At 67.5% G+C, this 23951-nt stretch carries 27 protein-coding genes, 1 tRNA gene and 3 pseudogenes; 20 read left to right on the top strand and 11 right to left on the bottom strand.

Annotated features, from left to right (window positions below):
• Window positions 1-3 precede the first annotated feature (3 nt).
• Window positions 4-954, bottom strand: coding sequence for a helix-turn-helix domain-containing protein (locus GUY59_RS01465; protein WP_138200637.1), 951 nt, complete (start codon window positions 952-954; stop codon window positions 4-6).
• Between the two features lie 71 nt (window positions 955-1025).
• On the opposite strand from GUY59_RS01465, the gene GUY59_RS01460 reads away from it, so the two are divergent.
• On the top strand, window positions 1026-1358 hold the full coding sequence (locus GUY59_RS01460) for a cupin domain-containing protein (protein ID WP_138200636.1): 333 nt from the start codon (window positions 1026-1028) through the stop codon (window positions 1356-1358).
• Window positions 1359-1398: 40 nt separating this feature from the next.
• Here the strand turns inward: GUY59_RS01460 and GUY59_RS01455 are convergent, their stop codons facing one another.
• Window positions 1399-1785 (bottom strand): hypothetical protein, encoded by a 387-nt coding sequence (locus GUY59_RS01455; RefSeq protein WP_138200635.1) that lies wholly within the window; start codon window positions 1783-1785, stop codon window positions 1399-1401.
• 151 nt (window positions 1786-1936) lie between these two features.
• Window positions 1937-3124 carry a PucR family transcriptional regulator gene (locus GUY59_RS01450; RefSeq protein WP_138200634.1) on the bottom strand — a complete coding sequence of 396 codons (1188 nt, stop codon included), beginning with the start codon at window positions 3122-3124 and terminating at the stop codon, window positions 1937-1939.
• 361 nt (window positions 3125-3485) lie between these two features.
• On the opposite strand from GUY59_RS01450, the gene GUY59_RS01445 reads away from it, so the two are divergent.
• The 8 genes from GUY59_RS01445 to GUY59_RS01410 all read left to right on the top strand — a co-directional run bounded on the left by GUY59_RS01445 (window position 3486) and on the right by GUY59_RS01410 (window position 10127).
• Window positions 3486-4211 carry a hypothetical protein gene (locus GUY59_RS01445; RefSeq protein WP_138200633.1) on the top strand — a complete coding sequence of 242 codons (726 nt, stop codon included), beginning with the start codon at window positions 3486-3488 and terminating at the stop codon, window positions 4209-4211.
• Window positions 4212-4388: 177 nt separating this feature from the next.
• Window positions 4389-5213, top strand: coding sequence for an FCD domain-containing protein (locus GUY59_RS01440; RefSeq protein ID WP_132328364.1), 825 nt, complete (start codon window positions 4389-4391; stop codon window positions 5211-5213).
• Window positions 5200-5934, top strand: coding sequence for an amino acid ABC transporter ATP-binding protein (locus tag GUY59_RS01435; RefSeq protein ID WP_171055362.1), 735 nt, complete (start codon window positions 5200-5202; stop codon window positions 5932-5934). The genes GUY59_RS01440 and GUY59_RS01435 overlap by 14 nt, the downstream gene beginning before the upstream one ends.
• Window positions 5935-5953: 19 nt before the next feature.
• Window positions 5954-6811, top strand: a complete 858-nt coding sequence (locus GUY59_RS01430) for a transporter substrate-binding domain-containing protein (RefSeq protein WP_161714334.1) — start codon at window positions 5954-5956, stop codon at window positions 6809-6811.
• 3 nt (window positions 6812-6814) lie between these two features.
• Window positions 6815-7570: an amino acid ABC transporter permease gene (locus GUY59_RS01425; protein ID WP_138200631.1), complete on the top strand. Its 756-nt coding sequence runs from the start codon at window positions 6815-6817 to the stop codon at window positions 7568-7570.
• A 2-nt stretch (window positions 7571-7572) separates the two neighbouring features.
• Window positions 7573-8214: an amino acid ABC transporter permease gene (locus tag GUY59_RS01420; RefSeq protein ID WP_138200630.1), complete on the top strand. Its 642-nt coding sequence runs from the start codon at window positions 7573-7575 to the stop codon at window positions 8212-8214.
• 32 nt (window positions 8215-8246) lie between these two features.
• Window positions 8247-9230 (top strand): arginase family protein, encoded by a 984-nt coding sequence (locus tag GUY59_RS01415; RefSeq protein WP_138200629.1) that lies wholly within the window; start codon window positions 8247-8249, stop codon window positions 9228-9230.
• A gap of 81 nt (window positions 9231-9311) precedes the next feature.
• Window positions 9312-10127 (top strand): class I SAM-dependent methyltransferase, encoded by an 816-nt coding sequence (locus GUY59_RS01410; RefSeq protein ID WP_138200628.1) that lies wholly within the window; start codon window positions 9312-9314, stop codon window positions 10125-10127.
• A gap of 11 nt (window positions 10128-10138) precedes the next feature.
• On the opposite strand, the gene GUY59_RS01405 is transcribed toward GUY59_RS01410, so the two are convergent.
• Window positions 10139-10318 carry an MmyB family transcriptional regulator gene (locus tag GUY59_RS01405; protein WP_161714333.1) on the bottom strand — a complete coding sequence of 60 codons (180 nt, stop codon included), beginning with the start codon at window positions 10316-10318 and terminating at the stop codon, window positions 10139-10141.
• Between the two features lie 121 nt (window positions 10319-10439).
• Between GUY59_RS01405 and GUY59_RS01400 the strand changes: the two genes are divergently transcribed.
• From GUY59_RS01400 to GUY59_RS01390, 3 genes are all read left to right on the top strand, one after another.
• Window positions 10440-12266 carry a helix-turn-helix domain-containing protein gene (locus GUY59_RS01400; RefSeq protein ID WP_138200627.1) on the top strand — a complete coding sequence of 609 codons (1827 nt, stop codon included), beginning with the start codon at window positions 10440-10442 and terminating at the stop codon, window positions 12264-12266.
• A 147-nt stretch (window positions 12267-12413) separates the two neighbouring features.
• The gene (locus tag GUY59_RS01395) at window positions 12414-12839 is read left to right on the top strand and encodes an ATP-binding protein (protein ID WP_138200626.1); all 426 of its coding nucleotides are present in this window, start codon (window positions 12414-12416) and stop codon (window positions 12837-12839) included.
• Window positions 12840-12864: 25 nt separating this feature from the next.
• A complete protein-coding gene (locus tag GUY59_RS01390; protein WP_138200625.1) occupies window positions 12865-13881 on the top strand; it encodes a DUF4331 family protein in 1017 nt (338 codons plus the stop codon).
• Window positions 13882-13979: 98 nt separating this feature from the next.
• Here GUY59_RS01390 and GUY59_RS01385 read toward each other — a convergent pair whose 3' ends face one another.
• From GUY59_RS01385 to GUY59_RS01370, 4 genes are read right to left on the bottom strand one after another with little or no spacing between them, the layout of a single operon-like run.
• Window positions 13980-14561 (bottom strand): GTP-binding protein, encoded by a 582-nt coding sequence (locus tag GUY59_RS01385; RefSeq protein ID WP_138200624.1) that lies wholly within the window; start codon window positions 14559-14561, stop codon window positions 13980-13982.
• Entirely contained in the window at window positions 14542-14907 is a 366-nt protein-coding gene (locus GUY59_RS01380; protein WP_201760386.1) for a DUF742 domain-containing protein, read from the bottom strand. The genes GUY59_RS01385 and GUY59_RS01380 overlap by 20 nt, the downstream gene beginning before the upstream one ends.
• A 2-nt stretch (window positions 14908-14909) precedes the next feature.
• On the bottom strand, window positions 14910-15341 hold the full coding sequence (locus GUY59_RS01375; protein ID WP_236666732.1) for a roadblock/LC7 domain-containing protein: 432 nt from the start codon (window positions 15339-15341) through the stop codon (window positions 14910-14912).
• Between the two features lie 29 nt (window positions 15342-15370).
• On the bottom strand, window positions 15371-16822 hold the full coding sequence (locus GUY59_RS01370; RefSeq protein ID WP_161714332.1) for a sensor histidine kinase: 1452 nt from the start codon (window positions 16820-16822) through the stop codon (window positions 15371-15373).
• Window positions 16823-17395: 573 nt separating this feature from the next.
• Here GUY59_RS01370 and GUY59_RS01365 point away from each other — a divergent pair.
• On the top strand, window positions 17396-17947 hold the full coding sequence (locus GUY59_RS01365; RefSeq protein WP_252374911.1) for a GAF domain-containing protein: 552 nt from the start codon (window positions 17396-17398) through the stop codon (window positions 17945-17947).
• Window positions 17948-17991: 44 nt separating this feature from the next.
• Here the strand turns inward: GUY59_RS01365 and GUY59_RS01360 are convergent, their stop codons facing one another.
• The gene (locus GUY59_RS01360) at window positions 17992-18453 is read right to left on the bottom strand and encodes a GNAT family N-acetyltransferase (RefSeq protein ID WP_236666731.1); all 462 of its coding nucleotides are present in this window, start codon (window positions 18451-18453) and stop codon (window positions 17992-17994) included.
• A gap of 327 nt (window positions 18454-18780) precedes the next feature.
• Between GUY59_RS01360 and GUY59_RS51200 the strand changes: the two are divergent.
• The 6 genes and pseudogenes from GUY59_RS51200 to GUY59_RS01335 all read left to right on the top strand — a co-directional run.
• A pseudogene (locus tag GUY59_RS51200) lies at window positions 18781-19113 on the top strand (DUF6119 family protein); the annotation flags it as partial.
• Window positions 19046-19687 (top strand): TetR/AcrR family transcriptional regulator C-terminal domain-containing protein, encoded by a 642-nt coding sequence (locus GUY59_RS01350; RefSeq protein WP_138200619.1) that lies wholly within the window; start codon window positions 19046-19048, stop codon window positions 19685-19687. The pseudogene GUY59_RS51200 and the gene GUY59_RS01350, both read left to right, overlap by 68 nt.
• 320 nt (window positions 19688-20007) lie before the next feature.
• A pseudogene (locus GUY59_RS01345) lies at window positions 20008-20349 on the top strand (SMI1/KNR4 family protein); the annotation flags it as partial.
• Window positions 20350-20682: 333 nt separating this feature from the next.
• Window positions 20683-21213: an N-terminal phage integrase SAM-like domain-containing protein gene (locus tag GUY59_RS47240; protein WP_201760384.1), complete on the top strand. Its 531-nt coding sequence runs from the start codon at window positions 20683-20685 to the stop codon at window positions 21211-21213.
• Entirely contained in the window at window positions 21210-21827 is a 618-nt protein-coding gene (locus tag GUY59_RS47235; RefSeq protein ID WP_201760383.1) for a site-specific integrase, read from the top strand. Before GUY59_RS47240 ends, GUY59_RS47235 begins: the two co-directional genes overlap by 4 nt.
• Window positions 21828-22436: 609 nt before the next feature.
• Window positions 22437-22811: a hypothetical protein gene (locus GUY59_RS01335; RefSeq protein WP_138200618.1), complete on the top strand. Its 375-nt coding sequence runs from the start codon at window positions 22437-22439 to the stop codon at window positions 22809-22811.
• A gap of 136 nt (window positions 22812-22947) precedes the next feature.
• Here GUY59_RS01335 and GUY59_RS01330 read toward each other — a convergent pair.
• Both GUY59_RS01330 and GUY59_RS01325 read right to left on the bottom strand, forming a co-directional pair.
• Window positions 22948-23020, bottom strand: a tRNA-Arg gene (locus GUY59_RS01330).
• 56 nt (window positions 23021-23076) lie between these two features.
• On the bottom strand, window positions 23077-23622 hold the full coding sequence (locus GUY59_RS01325) for a hypothetical protein (RefSeq protein WP_138200617.1): 546 nt from the start codon (window positions 23620-23622) through the stop codon (window positions 23077-23079).
• A 133-nt stretch (window positions 23623-23755) separates the two neighbouring features.
• On the opposite strand from GUY59_RS01325, the pseudogene GUY59_RS01320 reads away from it, so the two are divergent.
• Window positions 23756-23951: pseudogene (locus GUY59_RS01320) on the top strand (two-component sensor histidine kinase); the annotation flags it as partial.

The following is a 23951-nucleotide window of genomic DNA, read 5'->3' as shown; positions in this document are numbered from 1 at the left end:
CCGTCACCGTGGACGGGCCCGGAACGCCCGCCGGTAGGCGCCTGGTGTCGTGCCGAGGGCGTTGAGGAAACGCCTGCGGAGGTTGGTGGCCGAGGAAAGGCCGACGCGGCGGGCGACCGCGTCCAACGGCAGGTCCGACGACTCCAGCAGGTCCCTGGCCGTGGCGATCCGCTGGGCCAGCAGCCACTGCCCCGGGCTGGTGCCGAGCTGGTCGACGAACCGGCGGGTGAGCGTGCGCGGTGAGAGGCCCGCGTGCGCGGCCATGCTCTCGACGGTCACCGCTTCGCCGAGCCGCCCGATGACCCACTCCAGCAGCGGCGCGAGCGTGCCGTCGATCTGCGCGGGGTGCGACGGCGCGGAATACTGCAGTTGCCCGCCCTCGCGGTGGGGCGGCATGACCATGGTCCGCGCGATGTGCGCCGCGTACGCGGCGCCCTGGTCGCCGCGTACCAGGTGCATGCACAGGTCGATGCCGGCCCCGGCGCCGGCGCTGGTCGCCACGTCGCCGTGGTCGACGTACAGCACGTCCGGGTCGATCCGCACGTGCGGGAACCGCGCGGCCAGCTCGTCCGCCAGGGCCCAGTGCGTGGTCGCCCGCCGCCCGTCCAGCAGCCCGGCGTGGGCCAGCGCGAACGCACCGGAGCAGATGCTGACCACCCGAGTGCCCCGGGCGTGGGCCTGCTGCAGCGCCTGGACGACCGCCGGCGAGGGCGGGTCGGTGGCGGGCAGCCAGCCGGGGACGATCACCGTGTCCGCGCGGTCGAGCCCGTCGAGGCCGTCGGTCACGAGCATGTCGTAGCCGGCGTACGTGGCGACCGGGCCCGGCTGTTCCGTGCACACGGTGAAGGTGTAGCGGAGAGGAAGCCCCGGCCGGTCGATCCCGAACACCTGGGCCGCGCAGCCGAGCTCGAACGTCGACTGCGGCGGGCGGATCAGCGCGGTCACCCGATGCATGGCACGAAAGTACCTGATGATGTCATTCCTGACACTCGTCGGGGGCCCCGACCGGCCGCCACGCTGGCACCATGACGACAGAACAGAGCATCTCCGCGTACGTGTGGTCCTCCGTCGAGGACGCCCCGGTGACCGACCTCTTCCCGGGCATCCGGGCGCGCATGTTGTGGCAAGGGGACAACGGCGCGAAGGCCTGCGTGGTGGAGATCGACCCAGGAGCCCGCTGGCAGGGGATCGACGTGCACGAACCCGGCCCCGAGGAGGTCTACGTGGTCTCCGGCGTCTTCAACGACGGCGACCGCGACTATCCGGCCGGCTCCTTCATCCACGCCCCCGCGGGCTCCTCGCACGTCCCGCAGTCGACGACGGGCTGCACGTTGTTCCTCTTCTACCCGGAGGGGTGATCCCCGGCCACCCGGTGGTCCCGGGCGGCCGGGGATCCGGTCAGAACACCGTCTCGACGTCCGTGGTCCGTACGGTCCACGGCGGGCCGCACGTGCCCCGCCCGGTGAACCGGTAGCCCGCGAAGATGATCGGGCTGGCGAACCAGTAGCCGTCGCTGCAGGTCACCACGACCCTGATCGCGCCGCTGTACACCGAGCAGTCGATGTCGACGAAGTACGCCGGGATCGGCACACTGCGGGAGCACGAGTACGTGGCGTCCAGCGAGGCCCTGCCGTCCTTGACCTCCGGGAGCACCGCGGTCGACTCGTCGGTGAACCCGCGTTCGGGCGCCGCGGTGGCCGAACCCGTGTGCAGCGCGACGGAGAACAGCAGCGCCGCGATCGCGGCCAGCACGCCGATGAGCGTTCTTCTCGCATGTACGACCATGTGTCGGACCTCTCGCTGGGTTTCCTGGCGGCCGGCCGTGCCTTGTCAGTGACACCTTCGCCGACCCCGGCGGCGCCGGGCATCGTCACATCACGCGAATCTCCGCCGTGGCGACCGGCGGACGCTTGTCACTGATGTCAAAGGCCGGGGATCAGACCAGGCCGTGCTCGGTCCAGGCGCCCGCCAGCATCCGGGTGACGGTCGTGCTCAGCACCCGTACGCCGTGCGTCGAGCCCGGCTCGATCCCCACCAGCTCCCGCACCCGCCGCAGCCGGTAGTCGAGGGTGCGCGGATGGATGTGCAGGGATTCGGCCGTACGCAGGCGGTTCATGTCGTTGCGGTAGTAGGCGTCCAGCGTGGACACCAGCTCCGGGCCGTCGCCGAGCCGCTTCGCCGTCTCCCGTAACCACTGGTCCACCTGCGGGGTCTCCACCGCGCCCAGCTCCGCGAACACGTCGGCCACCCCGTACGACCTGCGCGGCACGCGCTCGATCGGCGCCACCCTGCTGACCTTCCGCGCCAGCGCGGCCGCCTGGACGAGCGCACGGCGGCGTCCATGGGCGGCGCCCACCGAGCACGGCCGCCCCACGATCTCCGCGACCGCCTGCGCCAGCTCCAGCCCCGACCTCTCCGCCGCCGCCCGCTGCTCCGGCCGTGTCCCGTGATACGGCACGAGCGCCACGAACTCGTCCGGTTCCTGCCACCCGAACGGCATGCGGTGCCGCTGCAGCAGGGTGCACACGACCTCCTCCCTGCATGTCTTCGGCGGCTCCGTCGCCACCCGGACCACCGTGACCAGGTAGTGCTCGGTCACCGGAACCCCCAGGCTGACGGCCAGCTCGCCGGCCATGGGGTCGTCGTGCAGCACCATGGTGGCCAGCAGGTGGACGCGCGAGGCCGTCGGCAGGAACCGCTCGTACCCTCTGAAGTAGCCCCGGGTGTACGCCGCCTGCGCCTGCGCGCCCTGCCGGGCCAGCCAGTCGAGCATGCGCATCGTCTCGGTCAGGTCGCCGGGCCCGGCCGCCTCGGAGATCTCCCGCATGGTGAACGCCGCGTGCAGCGCCAGCGCGCCGCGCTGGCAGCCCGGCGCCACGCCCTGCGTGCCGCGCTGCTCGCCGACCGACTCGATGAAGGCCAGGTCAGTCTCCAGCAGCGGCTCGCCGGAGGCGGCCAGCTCGGCCGTGCGCTGCCGTACGACGACCGCGAACTCCATCATCGACGCCCGCGCCCGGGACTCGATCGCCTGGAAACCGGCGATCTCGCCGACACAGGCGTCCACCACCCTCCTCGCGTTGTCGTCGACCCGGATTTTGAGCATGCCGAAGAGGTTGCCGCCCATGATGAATTCTCCCCGTGACGTCGCCGTTGGTCATGTCTCCCTGAACGCGCGCCCGGTATTCGTCGGCCGGACGCTTTCGTATCAGTGGGATTTTCCCGATGTCGTCACGCGGTTCGCGGACAATGGCATGTCACCAGGTCAGGATGGTTTGTGAACCGGTGAAACTTTCACTCGACCGGCGATTCGTGACGGCCGAAACCATCACGCACGATCACCATGCGAATGCTTTCCGCCCAAACGGCATTGCGCGGGCTGCGATAAATGATTTCCGGAGCCTTCACTCAGGGTGAGGAACCGGATTACTCGCGTACGGTTCCGGTAGCGGTCCTCGCACTCCCGCACCCGTATCATCGAGGCCACGATGTCCATGAGCTACCAGGCGTTCGTCGAACTCGCCGCCGCCGATCCCGCCGTCGTCGGGCTCGTGCTCAAGGGCTCCCACGCCCACGACGGGATGGTGACCGAGCACTCCGACCACGACCTGTACGTCGTCCTCGCCGACGGCGCCACGACGGACCTCACCCGGTTCACCGGTCACCGCACCCCCGAACTGGACCTCGTCATCGTCTCTCTCGCCGAGTTCCGCGCGGAGGGCATGCCCGGGTTCGAGCGCTACGCCCTCGCCCGCGCCACGGTCGTGCTCGACCGGCTCGACGGCGACATCGCCCGCATCCTGGCGGCCAAGGCGCGGCTCGGCGCCGGCGAGGCGTTCCGCGACTGCGGCGAATGGCTCGACGCCTATGCCAACTCCCTTTACCGCTCGGTCAAGAACGACCGCGACGGACGTTTCCTCGCCGCCCGCCTCGACGCCGCCGACAGCGTGCGGTTCCTGCTGGAACTGCTCTTCGCCATGGACTGCCGTCCCCGCCCCTACAACAAGTACCTGGAGTGGGAACTCCGCCGGGAGCCGCTGCCCGGCTGGGACACCGACATGGTGCTGGACGCCGTGCACCGCATCTCGGCGACGGGCGACGTACTCGTGCAGCGGCGCCTCTTCGCGCAGGTAGAGGCGGCGGCGCGGCGGGCCGGGCACGGCGAGGTGCTGGACGCCTGGGGCGAGGATCTCGATCTGATGCGACCGTTGTAGGCGACGGGCCGTTCGCGGCGGTCATTCGGAGCTCACGACGTAACCCGACCTTTACCGAAAAGTGCCATTCCTGTAACCCATGACGGACGTCCGTCAGATTTGACTGATGTCCCAACACGGCAAATAGTCGCAAAACGGTCTTAACGGACAGGTTAGCAGTGCGCCGGTGGGAGTGGTGTGGTGAAGGTGGAGGAACGCTCGGCTGACGCCATCCTCGAGGTGCTCGCAGGAGCGCCGGAGCCGTTGGGCGCGCGGCAGGTGCTGCAGGTGCTCAAGCAGGGCACCGGCCTGGACATCAGCGAGGCCACCGTCGCCCGGCGGCTGCGGCTGCTGGACCGGCGCGGGCTCACCGTGGCCGCGGGAACCAAGGGCAGGATGCTCACCTCGGCCGGCCGCCAGCACGTCGCCGTCGTGTTGCGCGGGCGGACCACCGCCACGCGGTTCCTGGAAGGCACGCAGGTACGTACGTCGGAAGGACTGATCGACCTGCTGCGCGCACGGCGGACGGTGGAGCCGGAGGCGGCCAGGGAGGCGGCGCTCTGTCAGGACCACAGGTCCTCGGCGCAGGCGCTCACCCTGCTGGTCGAGCGGCACGGCAGGCACTACGCCGACGTGCACGAGGTGCCGCGCGACATCGCGCTGACCTTCCATCGCCGGGTGGCCAGGTGCACCCGCAATCCCATCGTCAAGGCCATGCTCGACGTCGTTCTCGATCCGGCGCTGGACCGTCTGGAGGCGGCCCTGGACGTCGTGCTCGACTCGCACCGCTCCGGCGAGGTCACGGTCGTCGAGCACCAGCGGATCGCCGACGCGATCGGCGTGGGCCGGCCGGACGCGGCGGAGGAGGCGATGCGCGCCCACATGGATCGGCTGCTGGACGAGGCCGGCCGCTTCCTCACCGAAGAGACAGCCCCCATCGTCGAGCGGCTGCTGACCTGGGGCATGCCCGGACCTACCGGACACGACACGCACGGAGGGCTGGAGCCGGATGCCGATCATTGAGTTCACCGGCGTACGGAAGTCGTACGGCGACCTCGCGGTGCTGAACGGCATCGACCTGTCGGTCACCGAAGGAGAGGTGGTGGTCCTGCTCGGCCCGTCGGGTTCGGGCAAGAGCACGCTGCTGCGCTGCATCAACGCCCTGGAGGACGTCTCCGGCGGCACGATCGTGGTCAACGGCTGCGATCCACACGACAGGGCCACGAACCTGAACGAGCTGCGCAGCGGAGTGGGCTTCGTCTTCCAGCACTTCAACCTGTACCCGCACATGACGGTGGCACAGAACATCATGCTCGCCCCCGTCAGGGTGAAGAAGCTTCCCAAGGACGCGGCCCGCCGCCGGGCGATGGCACTGCTGGAACGGGTCGGCATACCGGAGAAGGCCGACAGCCTGCCCACGCAGCTCTCCGGCGGGCAGCAGCAGCGGGTGGCGATCGCCCGCGCCCTGGCCATGGACCCCGCGATCATGCTGTTCGACGAGCCGACCAGCGCCCTGGACCCGGAAATGATCCAGGAGGTCCTGGAGGTCATGGTCGACCTGGCCGGCAGCGGGATGACCATGGTCGTGGTCACGCACGAGATGGGTTTCGCGCGCAAGGTGGCCGACCGGGTCGTGTTCATGGACGCCGGGCGCGTCGTGGAGAGCGCCGCGCCCGATGACTTCTTCGCCAGCCCGTCGACCGAGAGGGCCCAGGAGTTCCTGCGCCGGGTCACACATATCTGACGAAGAGGTGTCTGTACGGATGAAACGGGTCGTGTGCCTGGCGCTCGCGCTGCTGCTGCTCACCGCCTGCGGCGACCGCCCCAGGGCGGGACTGTCCCCGGTGGCGGGGACCAAGGGCGGCACCGGGGTCAACTCGCTCGAAAAGATCAGGAAACGCGGGGAGATCGTGTTCGGGGTCAAGTTCGACACCCCGCCGTTCGGATCGATCGGGCAGGGCGCGACCGAGCCGGAGGGCTTCGAGATCGATCTCGCCACGGAGGTCGCCGAGCGGCTGAAGGTACGGCCGAGGTTCGTCGAGGTCAACCCGAAGAACCGGGTGGCCAACCTGGACAGCGGAAAGATCGACGTGATCACCGCGACCATGATCGCGACTCGGGCGCGCGACAAGGCGATCGACTTCTCCGAGCCGTACTTCGAGGACGACCAGCGCCTGATGGTGCGCGGCGACTCCGAGATCACCGGTGTAGGCCAGCTCGACGGCAGAACCGTGGCGCTGGTCCAGGGCTCCACGGAGGAGAGTGTGCTGCGGGACAAGGCGCCGGGCGCGAAGATCCTCAGCTTCCAGTCCTGGCCCACGGCCCTGCAGTCGCTGCTGCGCGGCGACGCCGACGCCGTCAGCACCACGGTCGGCATTCTCACCGGCCTGAAGTCGGCCGCCGACAAGGCGGGCGAGAAGGTCAAGATCGTCAGCCCGGGGATCGCTCAGGGACCGCTCGCCATGGGGTTCCGCCAGGGTGACGCCGCCCTGCGCGACGAGGTCAACGCCGCGCTGATGGGCATGGCCGAGGACGGCGCCTACGACCGCATCTACACCAGGTGGTGGGGCAAGGTGCTGCCCGAGCCGTACAAGATCCGCGTCCTTCCCTCGGGGGCGTGAGCCATGTTCAACGACCTCAGCTGGAGCGTGGTGCTCGACGATCCCGGCAGGAGCTTCCTGCTGCACGGCGCCTGGGTGAGCCTGCAACTCGCCGTGCTCGCCATCATCGGCTCCACGGTGGTGGGCACGCTGGTGGCGCTCGGCCGGGTGTCCACCGCGCCCGCGCTCGCGCCGCTGCGCTGGCTGCTGTCCGCTTACGTCGAGTTCTTCCGTAACGTGCCGCTGCTCGTGCAACTGGTCTTCTGGAGCTTCGGCATGTTCAGCCTGGACCTCGTCAGGGCCGTCGCGGCGCCGCTGAACCCGGTGTACTCCAACCAGTTCCTCGCCGGGCTGCTCGGCCTGACCATCTACACCTCGGCGTACGTCGCGGAGGCGCTGCGCAGCGGGATCCAGTCGGTGCCCAGAGGGCAGTTGGAGGCGGCCAGGGCCGGCGGCCTCGGCTACTGGGCGGCGATGCGCGCGGTGGTGCTGCCGCAGGCGTTCGCGCTGGCGTTCCCCGCGATCGGCAACCAGTACATCAGCGCCACCAAGAACACCTCCGTGGTCATGGCCATCGGCGTCACCGACGTCGTCTTCCAGGCCCAGCAGATCGAATCGGCCACCTTCGCCGCGTTCGAGGCGTACACCGCCGCACTCGTCATCTTCGTCGTGATCTGCCTGGCCGAGTCCGCGCTGCTGAGTCTCGTCGTCCGCGGCATGCTGGCCAGAGTCCGGCCGGGCGCCAGAACCGCGGCCCCGACACCGGCGTTGGAGTCGTGACCATGGGCGTGATCACCGACAACCTTCCGTTCATGCTGGCCGGGCTCTGGGAGACGGCGAAGCTCGCGGTGCTGGCCATCGTGCTGAGCGCCGTGCTCGGCGTGCTGGTGGGCGCGATGCGCTCGGCCCGCTCACGGCTCGTCCGGTGGCCGGCGATCGGCTACATCCAGCTCATCCGCAGCGCGCCGCTGATCGTCTTCATCCTCTACTGCTATTTCGTCCTGTCCGACCTCGGCTTCGACCTCACCCCGTTCTGGGCGGGCGTGGTCGCGCTGGGCGTGTTCACCAGCGCCTATCTGGCGGAGATCGTGCACGCGGGCATCGCGTCCGTGCCGCGCGGGCAATGGGAGGCCGCCCGCGCCTGCGGCCTGTCCCAGGCGATCACGATGCGCGACGTGGTGCTGCCCCAGGCGCTGCGCCGCATGGCTCCGGCGCTGGTGTCGGAGTTCATCAAGCTGATCAAGGACACATCGCTGGTGTCGATCATCGGCGTCTTCGAGTTCTTCCACCGGGTCGAGGTCACCAACTCCCGGCTGCTCACCGAGCCGTTCGCGGTGCTCGGCTTCGCCGCCGTCTGCTACTTCGTCCTCAACTACGGCCTCAGCCGCTTCGCTCGCCGTCTTGAGCTGCGGCTGGACGCCTGACGCACCACCAACAAGAAGGAATATCACGCATCATGTCGGATCTACGGCTCAACCTTCCGTTCGTTGGCATCCCGACCTTCCAGCGGTCGCCCATCGTGAGCGACCTCTCGCAGCTCGATGCTGACCTGGCCATCCTGGGGGTGCCCAACGACGAGGGCGCGCCCTGGTACCCGGGCGCGCGGATGGCACCGCGGGCGATCCGGGAGCAGTCGGTACGGTACGCGGGCTACGGCCGCATGCAGGCCAGGTCCGGATATTTCGACATCGAGGAGGACAGGCGCTACCTGGAGTACGAAACCGCCAACGAGCGCATCGTGGACTGCGGCGACGTCGACATCATCTACTCCAACCCCGAGCAGACCTTCAAGAACATCACCCACAGCACCGCGCAGATCCTGGAGGCCGGGGCCGTCCCCATCGTCCTCGGCGGAGAGCACTCGGTCACCTACGGCGTCGTACGCGCCTACGAGGAGCCGATCTGCGTCGTGCACTTCGACGCGCATCTCGACTACCGCCCCTTCATCCACGGAGCCCAGTACGGCAACGGCAGTCCCATGCTGAAGATCGGGAAGCTGCCGAACGTCGAGAAGATCGTGCAGATCGGCAGCCGCGGCATGCGCGCCGCCCAGGACGACCTCGCCGAGAGCCGCGCCAACGGCAACGACGTGTTCACCATGAAGGGATTCAGGAAGGCCGGCGTCGAGCACGTGCTCACGACCCTGCCCAAGGGCAGGAAGGTGTACGTCAGCGTGGACATCGACGTGCTCGACATGCCGCTCGTGCCGGGGTGCGCCTCCGCCGAGGCCGACGGCATGTCGTACGAGGAGCTCCGCCAGACGATCTTCGCGATCGTCCGCGAGCACGAGCTCGTCGGCTTCGACGTCGTGGAGATCAATCCGATGCTGGACGTGGCCTCCAACGTCACCTCGCAACTGGGCGCCCAGCTGGCTATCGAGACGATGGCCCGCGCCGTCGAGAACCCCGGCTACCTACGACGTAAGGGCCGCCTGTCCTGACACATCACGTCGTACGGGGATATGAGCCGACATGTCCCCGTAGGGTCCCCGGTGACGCCTGACGGGCGTAGCGTGACGTACATGCAAAAAGTGCAGCTGAGTGGTGAGAAGGCGACCATGCTCGCCACTCTGTACGGCCGGGCCGTCGACGCCGAGTCGCCCACCCCCATCCTGGGGGACACGATGGCACTCGAAGCGGTACGCGCCATCGACACCGACTTCACCAAGGTCGGCATGAAACGCGGCGACGCCGTGACCGTCGCCAGGCGTGCCAGGCACTTGGACGACTGGACCCGCGACTTCCTCGCCGAACACCCCGCGGCGATCGTGCTGCACCTGGGATGCGGCATGGACACCCGCGCCCACCGCGTCGGCCCCGGCCCCGGCGTGCACTGGTACGACGTCGACTTCCCCGAGGTCATCGACCTGCGCGAGCGCCTCTACCCGGCACGCGAGCAGCACACCGCGATCCCCTCCTCCGTCACCGACCTGACCTGGCTCGACCACGTGAAGGGAGACCTCCCCGTGCTGGTCGTCGCCGAGGGCCTGACCATGTACCTGACGGAGGCCGAGGGTCACACGCTGTTCCGCGCGATCATCGATCGCTTCCCCTCCGGCACGTTCGTCTTCGACGCGTTCAGCCGGCGCGGCATCAGCTGGCAGAAGATCAACCGGGTGGTCCGGCTCGCCGGCGCGACCCTGCACTGGGGAGTGGACGGCCCCGCCGACCTCACGTCCATCGACCCCCGGTTACGCCTGGTCACCGCGTTGAGCGCCTTCGACCTGCCCGGATACGACAAGCTCAGGCCCGGTTACCGCGCGCTGGCCGCGGTGGGGAGAACGTTGCCGTTCATGCGCCGAATGGCCGTCTTCTACCGCCTGGACTTCCCCGCCTGATCGCCCCTCACTCACCGACGCGGTCTGTGAGCGTCGATCAGGCCGGTCACCGTGGGGTCCGACGGACACCGGGCGAGCGTGGCCCGCAGCTCCATGACCGCGTTGTGCCGGAACTCCGTGGCGTCGGAGACTCCGTACAGCGTGTTCGGCCCGAGAAAGGCCCGGCGCGCGAGGTTGCGCTCCTGGCACATCGCTGTATCCCTTCACCCTGATCGCGCTACTTTTGTGTGATCAAGCACAAGGGTGTGGTTTGCCCGGTGCGGGAGGCGATCGCACGAGCCGGTCCTCCGCCGGCGCCGGAGAGGAGCACGCATGCCGACTCTCAGTGGTCTGGTGAGCCGGCCCGGCCTGGGCCTGCGGTTCGTTGACCCTGAGGACGCGGTCCGGCATGGTGGCAGGCCGGTGGCGGCGGTCGCCGAGGGGATGTGGGCGGCCGGCGCGGGGGCGCCGGTTCACGCGCTGAACGACGTGCTGCTCGTCCTGCCGGCCGGGGCGGGCATCGACTGGCCGGCCGTGGAAAGCGCCGCCGGAGTGGTCCTCGCGGGAGCCGTCGAGGACGACGTGCTGTCCGCGTCGCTTCCGGCCGCCAGGGAGCACGGCGTCCCGCTGCTCATCGCGTTGGACGACGCTCCCCACTTCTGCGCCGGAATCCACCCGGTCATCCGCCGGGAACAGCGGCGCGAGCTGCACGAGCGTACCGACCAGTTGAAGGCGATGCAGCGCATCGCGCTGCGGCCGGACGGACTGAGCCGTCTCCTGCGATGGCTCGCCCGGCAGATCTCCGGGCACGCGATGCTGGTCGACCCTTCCGGTTCTCCGTTGTACGCCTACCCCAGGTCCTCGGAGGAGATCTTCTCCCGGGCGGAGAAGGACATCCGCCGCGTCATCACCAAGCAGACCCGATCCGCCGCGATCAGCCTGGGTACGCAGGTCGCCCACATCATGTCCATCGGCAGCCAGGAGCCGAACCCGGTTCTCATCGTCGCCAGGGACGAACCCTTCTCCTCGGACGTCCGGAGCCTGGTGTCCGACGCTGCGGGCCTGCTGTGGCTGCGGTGGCGGATGGAAGAGCTCGGCCGGCACTCGCGCCAGGTCGAGCAGGCCGAGTCGCACAGCCGCGAGGCGGTCCTGCACCTGCTCATGCTCGGCCAGGTCCAGTCGGCGAAACGGGTCGCCGGAGCTCTGCCGGGGAGGCTTCCCGATCCCACCCGCGTCTACATCGTGGAGTCCCCGGCGAACCGCAGAGCCCACTACGCGAGGACGTGCGCCGAGGCCACCGGGGGACGGGCGTGGATCGTGGCCTGTCCCGTCTATGTCGGCCACCTCATCATCCTGGCCCCTGCCGACTCGCAGGACAACCCGCTGGACCAGGCGTTGCGCTCCCTGGTCGCGAGCAACCCAGGGTGCTACGCCGGAGCCGGGAGGCTCGTGCGGCTGCGCGACATCGCGGCCGGATACCAGCAGGCCTTTCACGCGCTCGCGGTGGCCAGGGGGATCGACGCACGGTGCGCGACGTACAGTTCGCGCGAGGACATAGCGTCGCTGCTGGGAGCGCGTGGCCACCGGTGGGCGGCCAGGTCGCTGAGCCGCCTGCTGGATCACCGGCCCGAACGCCCGCAGGACCCCGACGCCGAGGAGCTCAAGGAGACTCTCACGTCGTGGCTCGCCTTCTTCAACGCGGCGACGCGCCAGCTGAAGATCCACCGCAACACGCTGTCCGCCCGGTTGCGCCATATCGAGCGGCTTCTGGGCTGTGACCTGAACGATCTCGCCGTCCAGGCGGAAACGCAGCTCGCGCTACGCCTCCTCGCTCAGCCGTCGCAGCCCGGCAACGACGAATCCGGCGATGTGACGCTGGACGCGCTCCTCGACACTCCCGCGGTGTTCCACTGGGCGGAGTCGTACCTCACCCCTCTGAATGAAAGTGACCCGTGCCTTCTCGAGACGTTGCGGACCTGGCTGAGGAGCAATGCCCGGCTGGACGCGACCGCGTCGATGCTGGGACTGACCGTGCCGGCCGTGCGCAAGCGGCTGGTCCGCGTGGAAGGAATTCTCTCCCGGTCCTTGCTCAATGGGCCTTCCGCGCGGCACGACGCCGTGCTCGCCTTCCGCATCCTCGATTCGGTCGGGCCGTCCTGACAGAGCCATTGGCTGACGTTGACTCAGCAGCATGAAACCGGCTGACCGCATCACTGTGCAGAAAGAAACCGGAGCACCGCCGCCGCTCGCCCTAACATCGGACACGCCATAACAAGCAATCGCGTGTCCCGAATTCAGTGGTGGCGGATGATGCAGCGGACAAAGGCGCGGACGGCGTCCTGCGAGTGGCATCTGGACGACTTCAAGCCGAGCGTCGTACGTCGCATGGTGGAAAACACTCTCTCGCTCTGGGGCGTGTTCGCCGAGACGATCGACGAAGCGAAGCTCATCACCTCGGAAGTGGTCACCAACGCCGCCACGCATGTGCGCCCTGAGCTGCGCAGAGGGTGCCTCGTCCGCCTTCGCGTCACCTTGTCGCGGGACACGCTGCGCTTCGAGATCTCCGATCCCGATCCCCGGCCGCCCCGGCTGATCCCGGCCGCGCACGACGACGAGCACCATCGCGGGCTGGCCATTGTGGACGCCCTGGCAATGGACTGGGGCTCCAGGGCGGCCGTATCGGGATTCGGCAAGGTCGTCTGGTGGACGCAGCGGATCTCGCACCCATGGTAAATGATCGGCCTTTTCAAGGAGCTTCATGTCGCACCATCTCGACTCGCCACTCGCCCGTCAGGACAAGCGTCTTGACATCAGCGATGTCTACCTTTTCCGAGGAACCTCGGGCACCGTCTTCGTCATCAATGTGAACCCGCTGTCCGGGACGGACGGCTTTCACCCTGAGGCACTGTACGAGTTCAACATCGATGTGGACGGCGACGCGGTCCACGACATCACCTTCCGGGCCACCTTCGGCGCCCGCGAAGCCGACGGCAGGCAGACGATCGACCTGCGCCGGCTCGACGGCCTGGACGCGCGCGACCGTTACGCCGCCGGGGTGAGCGTGGCCTCGGGGCGGACCGAGGAGGAGATCACCGGCAAGGACGGCGTACGCGTCTGGGCCGGGTTGGCCGGGGACCCCTTCTTCATCGAAGGCTCGGTCGTCACGGCCGTCGTGAAGGCCGTCGCCACGGGCACGCCACCCGACCTGGGCGGCTGGGACCGCAACAACGCGGCGAACGTCTTCAGCGGCACCAACGTCAGCGCCATTGTGCTCGAGGTCCCCGACGGCGCGCTCGGGACGAGCTCCATCGGCTTCTGGGGGACGAGCGTGCTGCCGACCGACGCCGGCGGCTGGCGTCAGATCAACCGTTGCGCGCAGCCGCTGGTCAACACCATCTTCAACCCGGACGACACCGAACGCTCCAGCGAATACAACACCACCCAGCCGGTGCAGGACCACGCCATCTACGGGGCCCTGGTGGAGAAGCTGACCGCGGACGTGGTCGGCGCCATGGGCACGCACCCGGACCCCGCCGGCCATGGTCGCCATGTTCGCGACCTGCTTTTTCCCGATATTTTGCGGTACGAGATCGGCACCGCGGCGGAGTTCACCGTCGACAGGCGTAACGGCCGCAACCTGACGGACTGCACGCCGGAAGTCATGTTCAGGTTGGTGCTCAACACGCCGATCGACATGGGCCTCGACCCCGGATCGGCCACTGGGACGCTTCGCGCGGACTTCCCGTACCTCTCCCTGCCCCTGCCACAATCATGATCCACATCCCGGTCGTCGATCGGCCGTGACGAACAGGTGGTCGGTTTCGGCGAAGGACGCCACCGCGCGTGCCGGAACCGATCGCCGGCCGTCGCGTATCAGGCGGAATAAGCGGACGCGGCGGCGAGGAGATACTGGATCAACGTCCGGAGCACCGACATCGCGGACCGGCGGTCGCGGGCGTCGCACAAGACGATCGGCACGTGCGAGTCGAGTTCGAGTGCGGCTCGCACCTCGTCCGGTTCGTAGGGGAACGCGTCGTCGAACACGTTGACCGCGACCAGGAACCGGATGCCCCGATTCTCGAAGAAATCGATGGCGGCGAAACTCTCCTGAAGCCGCCGGGTGTCCGCCAGGACAATGGCCCCGAGCGCGCCCGCGGACAGCTCATCCCACATGAACCAGAAACGCTCCTGCCCGGGGGTTCCGAACAGATAGAGCACGATGTTGTGCTGCGGGATGGTGAGCCGGCCGAAGTCGAAGGCGACTGTGGTCGTGGACTTGTCCACCGTCCTGCTGAGGTTGTCGATGCCCATGCTGGCCGCAGTGATCAACTCTTCGGTGTTCAGCGGCTCGATCTCGCTCGTCGAGCCCACGAAGGTCGTCTTTCCGACGCCGAATCCACCGGCGATCAGAATTTTCACCTGGATGGCCGGCATCTCAGATTCGTTGTAGACCATCGAGCAACTTCTCCAGGAGAACGCGGTCGGTGACGTGGCTGGACGAAGTGGACGATGCCCAGATGACAATGGCTCCGCAGTCCACCAGGTCCGAGAGGAGAACCTTGGTGACCATCACGGGAAGCCGGAGGTGCGCCGCCACCTCCACGACCGAGAGCGGCGTCTGGCACAGGCCGATGACCTTGACGTGTTCCGGATCGACGTCCGGGCTGGGCTTGCCCGTGGTGACCACCAACGAGAGCAGATCCATCTCCACGGTCGGGCGGGTGCGCCCCGAGTTGACCGTGTAAGGGCGGATCAGCGGGCCTGCTTCGTCATCAAGCCATACTTCGTCGTCACCGGCCATGTTCATCGGGTCCTGTCGCCGGAACCTGTCGCCGGTGGGCGGGGCGCGGTGTGCAGGAAGGGACGGACGGCCTTGATCAGCCGGGCCATCTCGAAACCCACGACACCCGGATCCGCGTCTTCTCCGGCCAGCACCGCGATGACCGAATTGTGGCCGGCCCACGCGATGAACAGCCGGCTCGACTTGAGTTCGGTCACCACCTGCCGGACTTCACTCGCGCCGTCGAATTTGTCGCTGGCGCTCCGTGCCATGGAGAAAAGGCCGGACGCGAGGGCCGCGAGATATTCCGAACTGTCGCGGTCGAGACCGTGGGAGGCTTTCACCAGTCCGTCGGAGGACAACAGCACACTGCCACGAATGGCAGGGACCTCTTGAGCTAAGCCCTTGAGCAGCCAGGCAAGATCTTGGTTCGTGTTCGAAGAGACGGGGCTCAACAGGATTCTCCTTCTAACCGTGTGGTGATCTACAGACTGGAGTTTCCAGTCTCGTCTCTCGTGTCTTCATCCTGCCCACTGCGCATCCCCTTCATGAATGACGCCATCAGCCCGTGATCGAGGTTGAGATCCGTATCGTCGTCCAGGAGCGCGGGAGCGTTGCGGAGCCCGGGCGCCATGTTCGTCTGAGGGCGACGTTTCGGCAGTTCCGGGCGTTGGCCGGCTCCTCGCGGAGGGCCGGCGTCGGGCCGCTTCTCCATTTGCCGGGCGGGCGGGCCGGCGCTCTGCTTCCGCCGGGGCTCCGGCGGGACGTCAGGGCGGGCGCCGGGGGCAGGCACCGCGGCGTCCTGCCGGGGAGCGGAGGGCGACTTCGGGGAGAAGAGCGAGCCTGGCGTACTGGCCGGCACGGCGGGCGAACGGTCGGACGGCTCGGGCGAGGCCGGCTGCCGTGACACGGGCTCCTGGGACTCTGTATTGATCAACTCGTTGGGGATCACCACGATGGTCTGGGTGCCGCCGTAGATGTTGGTCTGCAGCCTGACCACGATCTTGTGCCGGCGTGAGAGGGCGGACACCACGAGCAGTCCGATACGGCCGTCCCGCACCAGTTCGTCGACGTCCGTTCGTTCCGGAGCGGCGAGAATGTCGTTCAGCCGGCGCTGGGCGTCCCGCGACATGCCGAGGCCGCGGTCCTCGATCTCGACGGCCAAGCCGGCGGTCACGGTCTCCGCGTGGAGAAGCACCTGCGTGTGCGGTGGAGAGAACTTGGTGGCGTTCTCGACGAGTTCGGCGAGCAGATGGATGACGTCCGCGGCCGCGGCGCCGTCCAGGGCTCCCTCGACCGGCGGCACCACTTTGACGCGGCTGAAGTACTCGACCTCGGCGATGGCCGAGCGCAGGATCTCGTACGTGGCCACCGGCCTGCTCCACTGGCGCCTCGGCACGGCCCCGCCGATCACGGCGAGGCTCTCGGCCTGCCGGCGCAGGCGAGTACTGAGGTGGTCGACCTTGAACAGGCCCTTGAGCAGCTCCGGATCCTCGACCTGGTTCTCCAGCTCGTCGAGTCCCCGCATCGCCCGATGAGACAGTGACTGCATGCGCAGGGCGAGGTTGACGAAGACCTCGACGGGCTGATGCGCGGGACGGTTGTTCGACTTCCGGCTCGCCGCGTTGATGACCGCGTTCCAGGCCTCGTTCTGGGCCTCCTGGATCTCGGCCTCAAGCTGCTTGATGGAGCCGCCGGCCGCCAGGGGCTGGAAGTCGACGCCGCGTCGTGCGGGAAACTCGCCGGCGGCCATCCGCTCTGCCAGGCGTTGCAGCTCCTGCCGTCCGCGAGAAACCAGGAACCCCAGGCTCGCGAGTCGTGTCTCCACTTCTCGGAAACGGGCGGCCGAACGGTCAGAAATCTGGTGCTCCCGCTGCGCCGCCTTATCCGCTACGACCACGGCGACACACATGATGGCCACCATTCCCCCCGCCATGACCGCCAGTGTCGGCCAAGCCTGCGGTGACGAAGGACTGGTCAGGATTAACACCGTCACCGCGGCCAGCCCAAGTCCGGCCATCAAAGCCGCTGGCAGAACGGACGCCCACAGGTGGAAGGCACGAACGTTGAGCGGACGACGTTTACCGCGGCCGCGTGGCCTGCCACGGCCTCCGGCATCTTGGCGTTCGGGGGCGGTGGAAGGCAAGGAAGGCGCAGACATCAAGCGTCCTTGGTACACGGGGTGATCGGGGGACAACGGTCACCATAACGAGTCAGGAGCACACTATCGGTTCATTCGGGATTTGAGGTGACGTGACGTACCTCCGTTACTGTCTTGTCCACCGGGGCTCCGGTGCAATACGGCGCTCCGACTACCCGGGCACGGCCTCGCTCACACTGCCCTCCGGGCCGTCACCGAGGTCGCGGAGCTTGACGCGACCGATTTGCTGGCTGCCGCCCGCTTCTGACCACCTTGCTATCCTCCGAGCGGATGGCCGCCATCCCAGACAGGAACGGCCAGATAAGCAGACAGGAGCCTGTGATGAGTCTTCCCTCCACCTTTCGCCTAGTGACTCCCGTAGACGAGGACGCGCACCGCCGCGCTGCCCGGCTGGAGGAACTGGGCATCCGGGAGGAGCCTGACCCTGAGTTCGACGAGTTCGCGCGAGTCCTGGCCCAGGAGCTTGACGCACCCTTCTCCATGGTCAACATCATCGGCCCCGAACGGCAGTATTTCGCCGGTCTGTATCCTTCCTCACGCGACCGGAACGTTGACCCCGAAACGGATCCGTTCCGGACCATGGCGTGCGACCACGGTTACTGCATGTACGTGGTGACGAGGAAACACGCGATGGCGTTGGACGAAGTGATGGACTACCACCTGTTCGCCAACAATCCGGTCGTGGACGAGATCGGGATCCGCGCCTACCTGGGCGCCCCACTGATCGACGGGACGGAGACCCTGGGCACCATCTGCGTCGTGGACACCAAGCCCCACGACTGGGGCACGGAGGGGGTCGCGTTCATCAAGGCGCGGGCCGCGGAGCTGGTGGAGAGAATCCACCAGCGGGCTCGTCTGCCGCAGAGCCCCGGATACCACCGGGACGAGGCCGCGTTCTAGAGCCGGCGGGCCAACGTCGCGATCACTTCGTCCTGGACCGCTCCTCAGCGCCGGGTGGAGGCCCGGCTCGCGTTCCGCCGGTAGGTGTACAGGATGAGCCCCTGGTGGAACATGCCCACCTTGTCGTACAGCCCGCGAGCCGGGGCGTCTTCCAACGTGTTCCAGTAGAGGCTCGGGTAGCCGTGCTCCTTGGCGTCTCGCGCCACCCACTCCATCACCGCCGTCGCGATCCCCCGCCGCCGGAGGTCCGCGTGCACGAACAGGTCCGCCAGATAACATCTCCCGGCGGACCAGATCCCGGCGTGGAACACGTAGTGCGCGATGCCGACCATCCCGCCGTCCAGCCTGGCGCCGATCCCGCGCACATGCTCGTCGTCGAGCAGACGCCGCCAGGTCCGTTCGTAGTCGTCGTCGCTGCGTTCGACCTCGAAGTACGTGTCCTTGCCCCGAGCCAGCCACTCCCAGCGGTCGCGGTCGGACTCGTTCAGTAAGTTGATCTCCAACATGACGCCCATCCTGCCGTGCGACGCGGACGGGCGCGATCACCCTCTCCCGAGTCGAGCGTGACCAGCTCGCCGACGTCCTGGCCGCCCTCCAAGACATGGAAGCCATCCTCCGGCCCTGACCCCGTACGTGCCGAAGGCTCCCGAAGGAACGTGAGCGGGACGCCGGCTCTCCGGTTTTCTGGTGGGCGGACACCCGGCGGTGGAAGGCTGGGCGGCATGAGCGACGTCGACGTGGAACATCGCCGCGTTGTTGAGGGAGCGGAACGGCATCGACCAGCAGGTCGCAGCGATCATTGATCGTCCCATGACCGCGGGGCACCTGGGCGGATGGATCGCGGCGCGCATTTTCCGCATCGAGTTGGAGTCATCCGCCACGGCCACCGCGGTCGACGGTCGGTTCACGTGTGGCCCGCTGCGTGGCCGGAGCGTCAACGTGAAGTGGTACCGATCTCCGTCGAGGGCGAAGACGGGCTTCGCCTTCCGATCCCGCTGGACCAGGTGAGGTTCCTGGCACTGCTGCGACGCCTCAACGAGATCCGTGACCGCCAGGTGCTTCCCGAGTTCGAGTCGCTCGAGACCATCCAACCCGTACGTGACGAGGCGCTGGCGCAGCAACTGGACGCCCTGCTGGACGACGGGCTGCGGGCAAGCGGCGACATCCAGGTGCGCCTCGCCATCCCGGCAGACCTCAGCGAGCGTCGCCACAGTTGCCGGTCCTACCTCATGGCACTTCCGCAACAAGCAGGAACTCCTCGACGAGCTGGCCCGCCACATTCAGGCGCGCCAGGATCTCGGGCCGCCGCGCGAGGGGGAGAAGTGGCGCGACTGGCTCGCTCGCCGGGCCCGGGAGCGCCGCGACATCCTGCTGTCCCATCGCGACGGCGCCCGCCTCATAGCCGGAACCAGCCCGGGCCCCGACATCGCCGCCACGTTCGATCGGGAGCTCCACGCGCTGGTGCTCCGGGGCTTCAGCCCCGTACAGGCGATGCGCGCCATCACCACACTCGGCTCCTACATCACCGGCTTCGTCCTGGAGGAACAGGCGCGTCACCAGCGGGACGAGCCCCCACCAGGTGGCCTTGACCAAGCCCGGGAGACCCCCACGCTCCTGGCCGCCATCCGCGACGGCGGCCCGCCGGATGGATCCGCCGCCTTCGAGGACGGGCTCACCCTCCTTCTCGACGGCATCGAGGCCGGCCTCCGAAATCACGGAGACACCTCCTCGGCCAGGTGACGCCGGCGAACGCTCCATCCACAAGCGTCCGTGATCATCCACGGCCGTGGCCGGCATGAATCGCCCCGGGTTCGGTGGAGTCGCGTTCCTGGATTGTCATGCCACGGGCAAACCCTGGGTGGTGGTCGAATCCGTGCGGGAACCGTCATGAGCTCGGGCCGGCAATGGCCACCGTGCGGTCCGTCTATCATGATCTTTATTTGCCGCAGACGGTGAGGTTCTGTCATGTGGAATGATCTGATCGGTCGGCTGTACGACGGTGCGCAGTTCGCTACGCCTGCTTCCGATGAAGAAATCGATCAGATTCGGCGGCGCTTGGTCAAGAAGTGCCAGTCGAATTGCGAGATTTTCTGCGAGGAACCAACGGGGTCCAGGATGAGTATGGATCTGGGCTGGTGTGGTCCGTGCAGCAGATCATCGAGGAGAACGAGGCGTTTCGGCGCAGTGCCGACTTCGCGCGGCTATACATGTCTTTCGACCAGCTCATGTTCGTGGGGGACAACGGCGGCGGAGACCAGTTCGCGTATGTCCGGGTCCCGGTAGAGCGTGACGATGTGTTCGTGTGGGATCATGAGACTGATGATCGTAAGAGGGTTGCTGGGTCGCTGAAGGATTATCTGGAGCGTCGGGCCGGCTCGGACGGTGACGAGTGGTACAGGTGACGGTGTAGTCCAGGAGCCTCGGACTGGCGTCCGCCCGGCATCTCGCGGTCGTGGTTCCAGAAGCAGATGAAGCGGCTGTCCGAGGCGGGCGTGATCGGCCCGTACGACGACGAGCGGCAGCGGTACGAGGTGAGGGCTCGGCCCGAGCTTCCTTGATCCCGTGGCCCCCGCCTCATGGCGGCCGTGGCCCCCTCAGGCCAAGATCAAAACGCGCGGTGTGCGCAGCCCACGCGCAGCCGTACGCGCGAGGGCTACAGAGCGACGGAGGCATGCCGCGCGAGCGCCCTCAGCCCTGACAGGTTGCTGTGCAGGTCCTGATGCAACAGGTCCTCGATGACCAGGCGCGGGCCCGACCGCCGCACCTCGGCGGGCGCGATCTTCTCCGCGACGAGCAGCGCGCGAACCGCCCGATCGTGGGCAGGCTACGTCTGGGTCATCACACCGGAGGGGAAGAAGACCCGCAAGTGGGCCTACGGCAAGACTCGCGAGGAGACCCGCGAGAAGTGGCTCAAGCTCCATGAGCAGGACCGCAAGGGACCTGTAGCCACCAAGCATGAATCAGTGGGCACTTTCCTCAATCGCTGGCTCGCGGAAGTGATCGGGCCAAACCGCGAGCCCACGACGTACGTGGCGTACGAACCGCTCGTCCGGCTGTACATCGTCCCCGGCCTGGGCAAGAAGCGCCTCGACAAGCTCACCGTTCGGGACGTGCAAGCTTGGCTGAACACCCTGCCCACGCTTTGCCCTGCTGCGATCAACGAAAGGACCGCAGCCGGTCGGAGCTCAAGCGGCGGTGTTGCTCGGTCGGTAAGTGCTGCAAGGGCCACCTCGCGCGCAGCAGCATGGGGTGTGGACCGTCGATGAGGCGCGCGGGTACCCTTGAACACCTCCGGGAGGCTGACGATCCGCTGTACGCCGCGTACGTGCTCATCCTCGTTCTGGGCCTTCGTCGTGGAGAGGCTCTCGGTCTCACATGGGACTGCGTGGACCTCGTCGGCGAGCAGCTCTGGATCTCTCGTCAGCTCACCAGAGTCGGTGGTCAACTTCTACACCGGGAGACGACCAGGACAGAGGACTCGGCCGCCTCGCTGCCGCTTTTCGGGCTATGCGTTTCGGCGCTCAGGCACCGTAAGCGCGTCCGGGAGGAGGCGCGCAAGCTGGCGGGGGACAGATGGATGACCTCGGGCCTGACCTTCACGACCCGAACGGGCACACCGATTGAGCCGCGGAACTTCAACCGGGCCTTCGGTAGCCACTGCCGCCGGGCGGGTGTCCCACGCATCCGCGTCCACGACACCCGACACACCTGTGCCTCCCTCCCGGCCGCCCTCGACGTCCACCCGCGCGTGGCCATGCGTATCCTGCGCCACTCGCAGATCTCGATGACCATGGACATTTACACTCAGATCCCCAGTCCCGAAACCCGTAAGGCGCTTGACCGGCTCAATCAGGGCCTCGACCGTTCAAGGGAGACATAACTAATCTCTCGGTACCACGCGTAGGTCCTCTTGGGGGTATCCCAGAGGACCTATGCGTGTGCCCAGGATTTCGTCATAACCGAAGGGATATGCCGGACTGGCTACGTTGGTCATTTCGCTTTCCGCTGCTTGTGGTTCAAAAGAAGAGGGCTTCAGTGAGGAGCCAGCTCACTACCTGCCAGACGTAGCGGAGGGCGAATGACGCACCCTGTGATCTGCGAGCGGGCCAAGGGGCATTACTGCGGATGTTCCGCGTGCGGTGGAGCGCAGCACGGCTGGACCAACGCTCTCTCCCTGTCCCGCGACCCCTCTCCAGTCGCTCGTCAGGATGCGCGGGATCGCAGCGACGCAGACTGGGCCGCAACTCGGCCCCCCGTAGGGCGACGCGAGCCATCCAAGGCCAGACAGGCAGCAGCCACCGATAGCGCTACAGTCGACCTCGTTGACTGGCTATCCGAAAACCCGGACACCATCGACCGTATACAGGAAATCGGAGACATCCTCGCCGGACCTGTAATCCGGGAGCTCGATAAAAGGTTCGGTGGGAGCGAGCCGCGAAAGGCCAGAAGACAACTTACCGATCATTTCTGGTGCGATCTTCTCGTCGCCGTGGCCGAGGTCATCGAAAAATTCTCGAAAGCCATGGACCGAATCCCGGAGTACGTGACGACGGTCATCCTGCAGTCCCGGAAGGCCAAGGGGCGCAGCGTTCTCCCCGATGGGTTGGTGGGTGTTGCCGTACGGACGGCATGGGAACCCATCAAGAGCATGATCCACACGACGGGGATCGAGGAGCTTCAACGAGGATGCCGGATCCTCGCTGTCCTGATCTGCCCTGCACCCGAGGATCACAAAGCCGTTCAGGACGGTGCCCTTCTTCCCTTGGCGGAGGAAGGGCTGTTGGAGACCAGCAGAGAGCGGCTTGAGCAGGTCTTCCCCGCGGATTGGGTTCGCCGCCTACGAGAGGGCCTCGACGGTGCCTGAGTAGAGTGGCGGGCGTACCGTCGGCACGGGCTGTTCGCGGGGGGTCGGCTGTGCCGGGCTGCGTTGCTGTACAACGCTGCTGTACGGCCACGAAAAAGACCCTTCGGGATCATCCCAAAGGGTCTTTGACCTGGAGCGCGGCCGACAGGAGTCGAACCCGTAACCTTCTGATCCGTAGTCAGATGCTCTATCCATTGAGCTACGGCCGCTCGTTGCCAGACCAGCATAGCGGGTTGTTGGGGGTGCCTCGAACCGCATGCCGCAATCATGAGCTTGCCGACTCCACCTTACGTGGCCACAGCGTGTAGCTGACCGGCCAGAGTATGGCGATCAGCGGTATTTTGAACAGGTCGTCCATGAAAGCGACCAGCGGCTCCGTACGCGCCGGGTCGTCGACGAGCCACACGAGTCCGAGCAGCACCACGCAGGCGATCCCGTACGCCAAAACGATGCGCAGCCACAGCGTCCACTCGTAGCGGGCTCTGGCCATGCCGCCCGCCGGTGGTCTGGGAGGTGTTGGGCCGCCGGCGAAGCGGTGGTGGAAGCGGGCGTCGGCCCAGCGGATGGTGCGGTGGCCGAAGACGATCGAGTAGGCCAGGTACGCCGCCGCCAGCCCGTGCCGGACGTCGCCCGTGGCGCCCCCGCGCATGTCGATGACGGCCGCCGCCAGGAGGATCACGTCCAGCAGGGGGACGGCGAGCAGGAGGGCGGCGCTGAGCGTACGGAGGTGCCAGAGGTAGCGGCAGGCCAGTCCGAGTCCCAGCAGGAGCCAGAAGCCGATCTCGCAGCCGACGATGAGGGCGACAATCACGTGTTCCAGTGTTGGGCAGAGGGCCGGATGGCGCATCGTCAGCGGAAACGAGCTTGTGGATACATCGAAGGGTGTATCCACAAGCGTCGCGCAGCAGGAGGTGGCCGGGCCGGAAGGGTGGTGGGATGAGGACATGAAACGGGTGGCGTTGGGTGCCGGGCTCGCGTTCGCGATCGGGCTGGTGCTGATCGCGGGCGGGGCGCACTTCCAGCGTGGCCTGCCCGAGTGGTGGATGGTCGGGCCGCTGGCCTTGACCTGCGCGGGCGTGCTGGTGCGCAGGCGGGCGCCGCTGCTGGCTCTGGGGCTGGGGGTGGCGGGCATCGTGGGCG

The sequence above is a fragment of the Nonomuraea sp. K271 genome (assembly GCF_009908215.1).
Classification (GTDB): domain Bacteria; phylum Actinomycetota; class Actinomycetes; order Streptosporangiales; family Streptosporangiaceae; genus Nonomuraea; species Nonomuraea longispora.
Note: the sequence above shows the minus strand (reverse complement) of the source record. Positions and strands in the feature narration are given on the sequence as shown.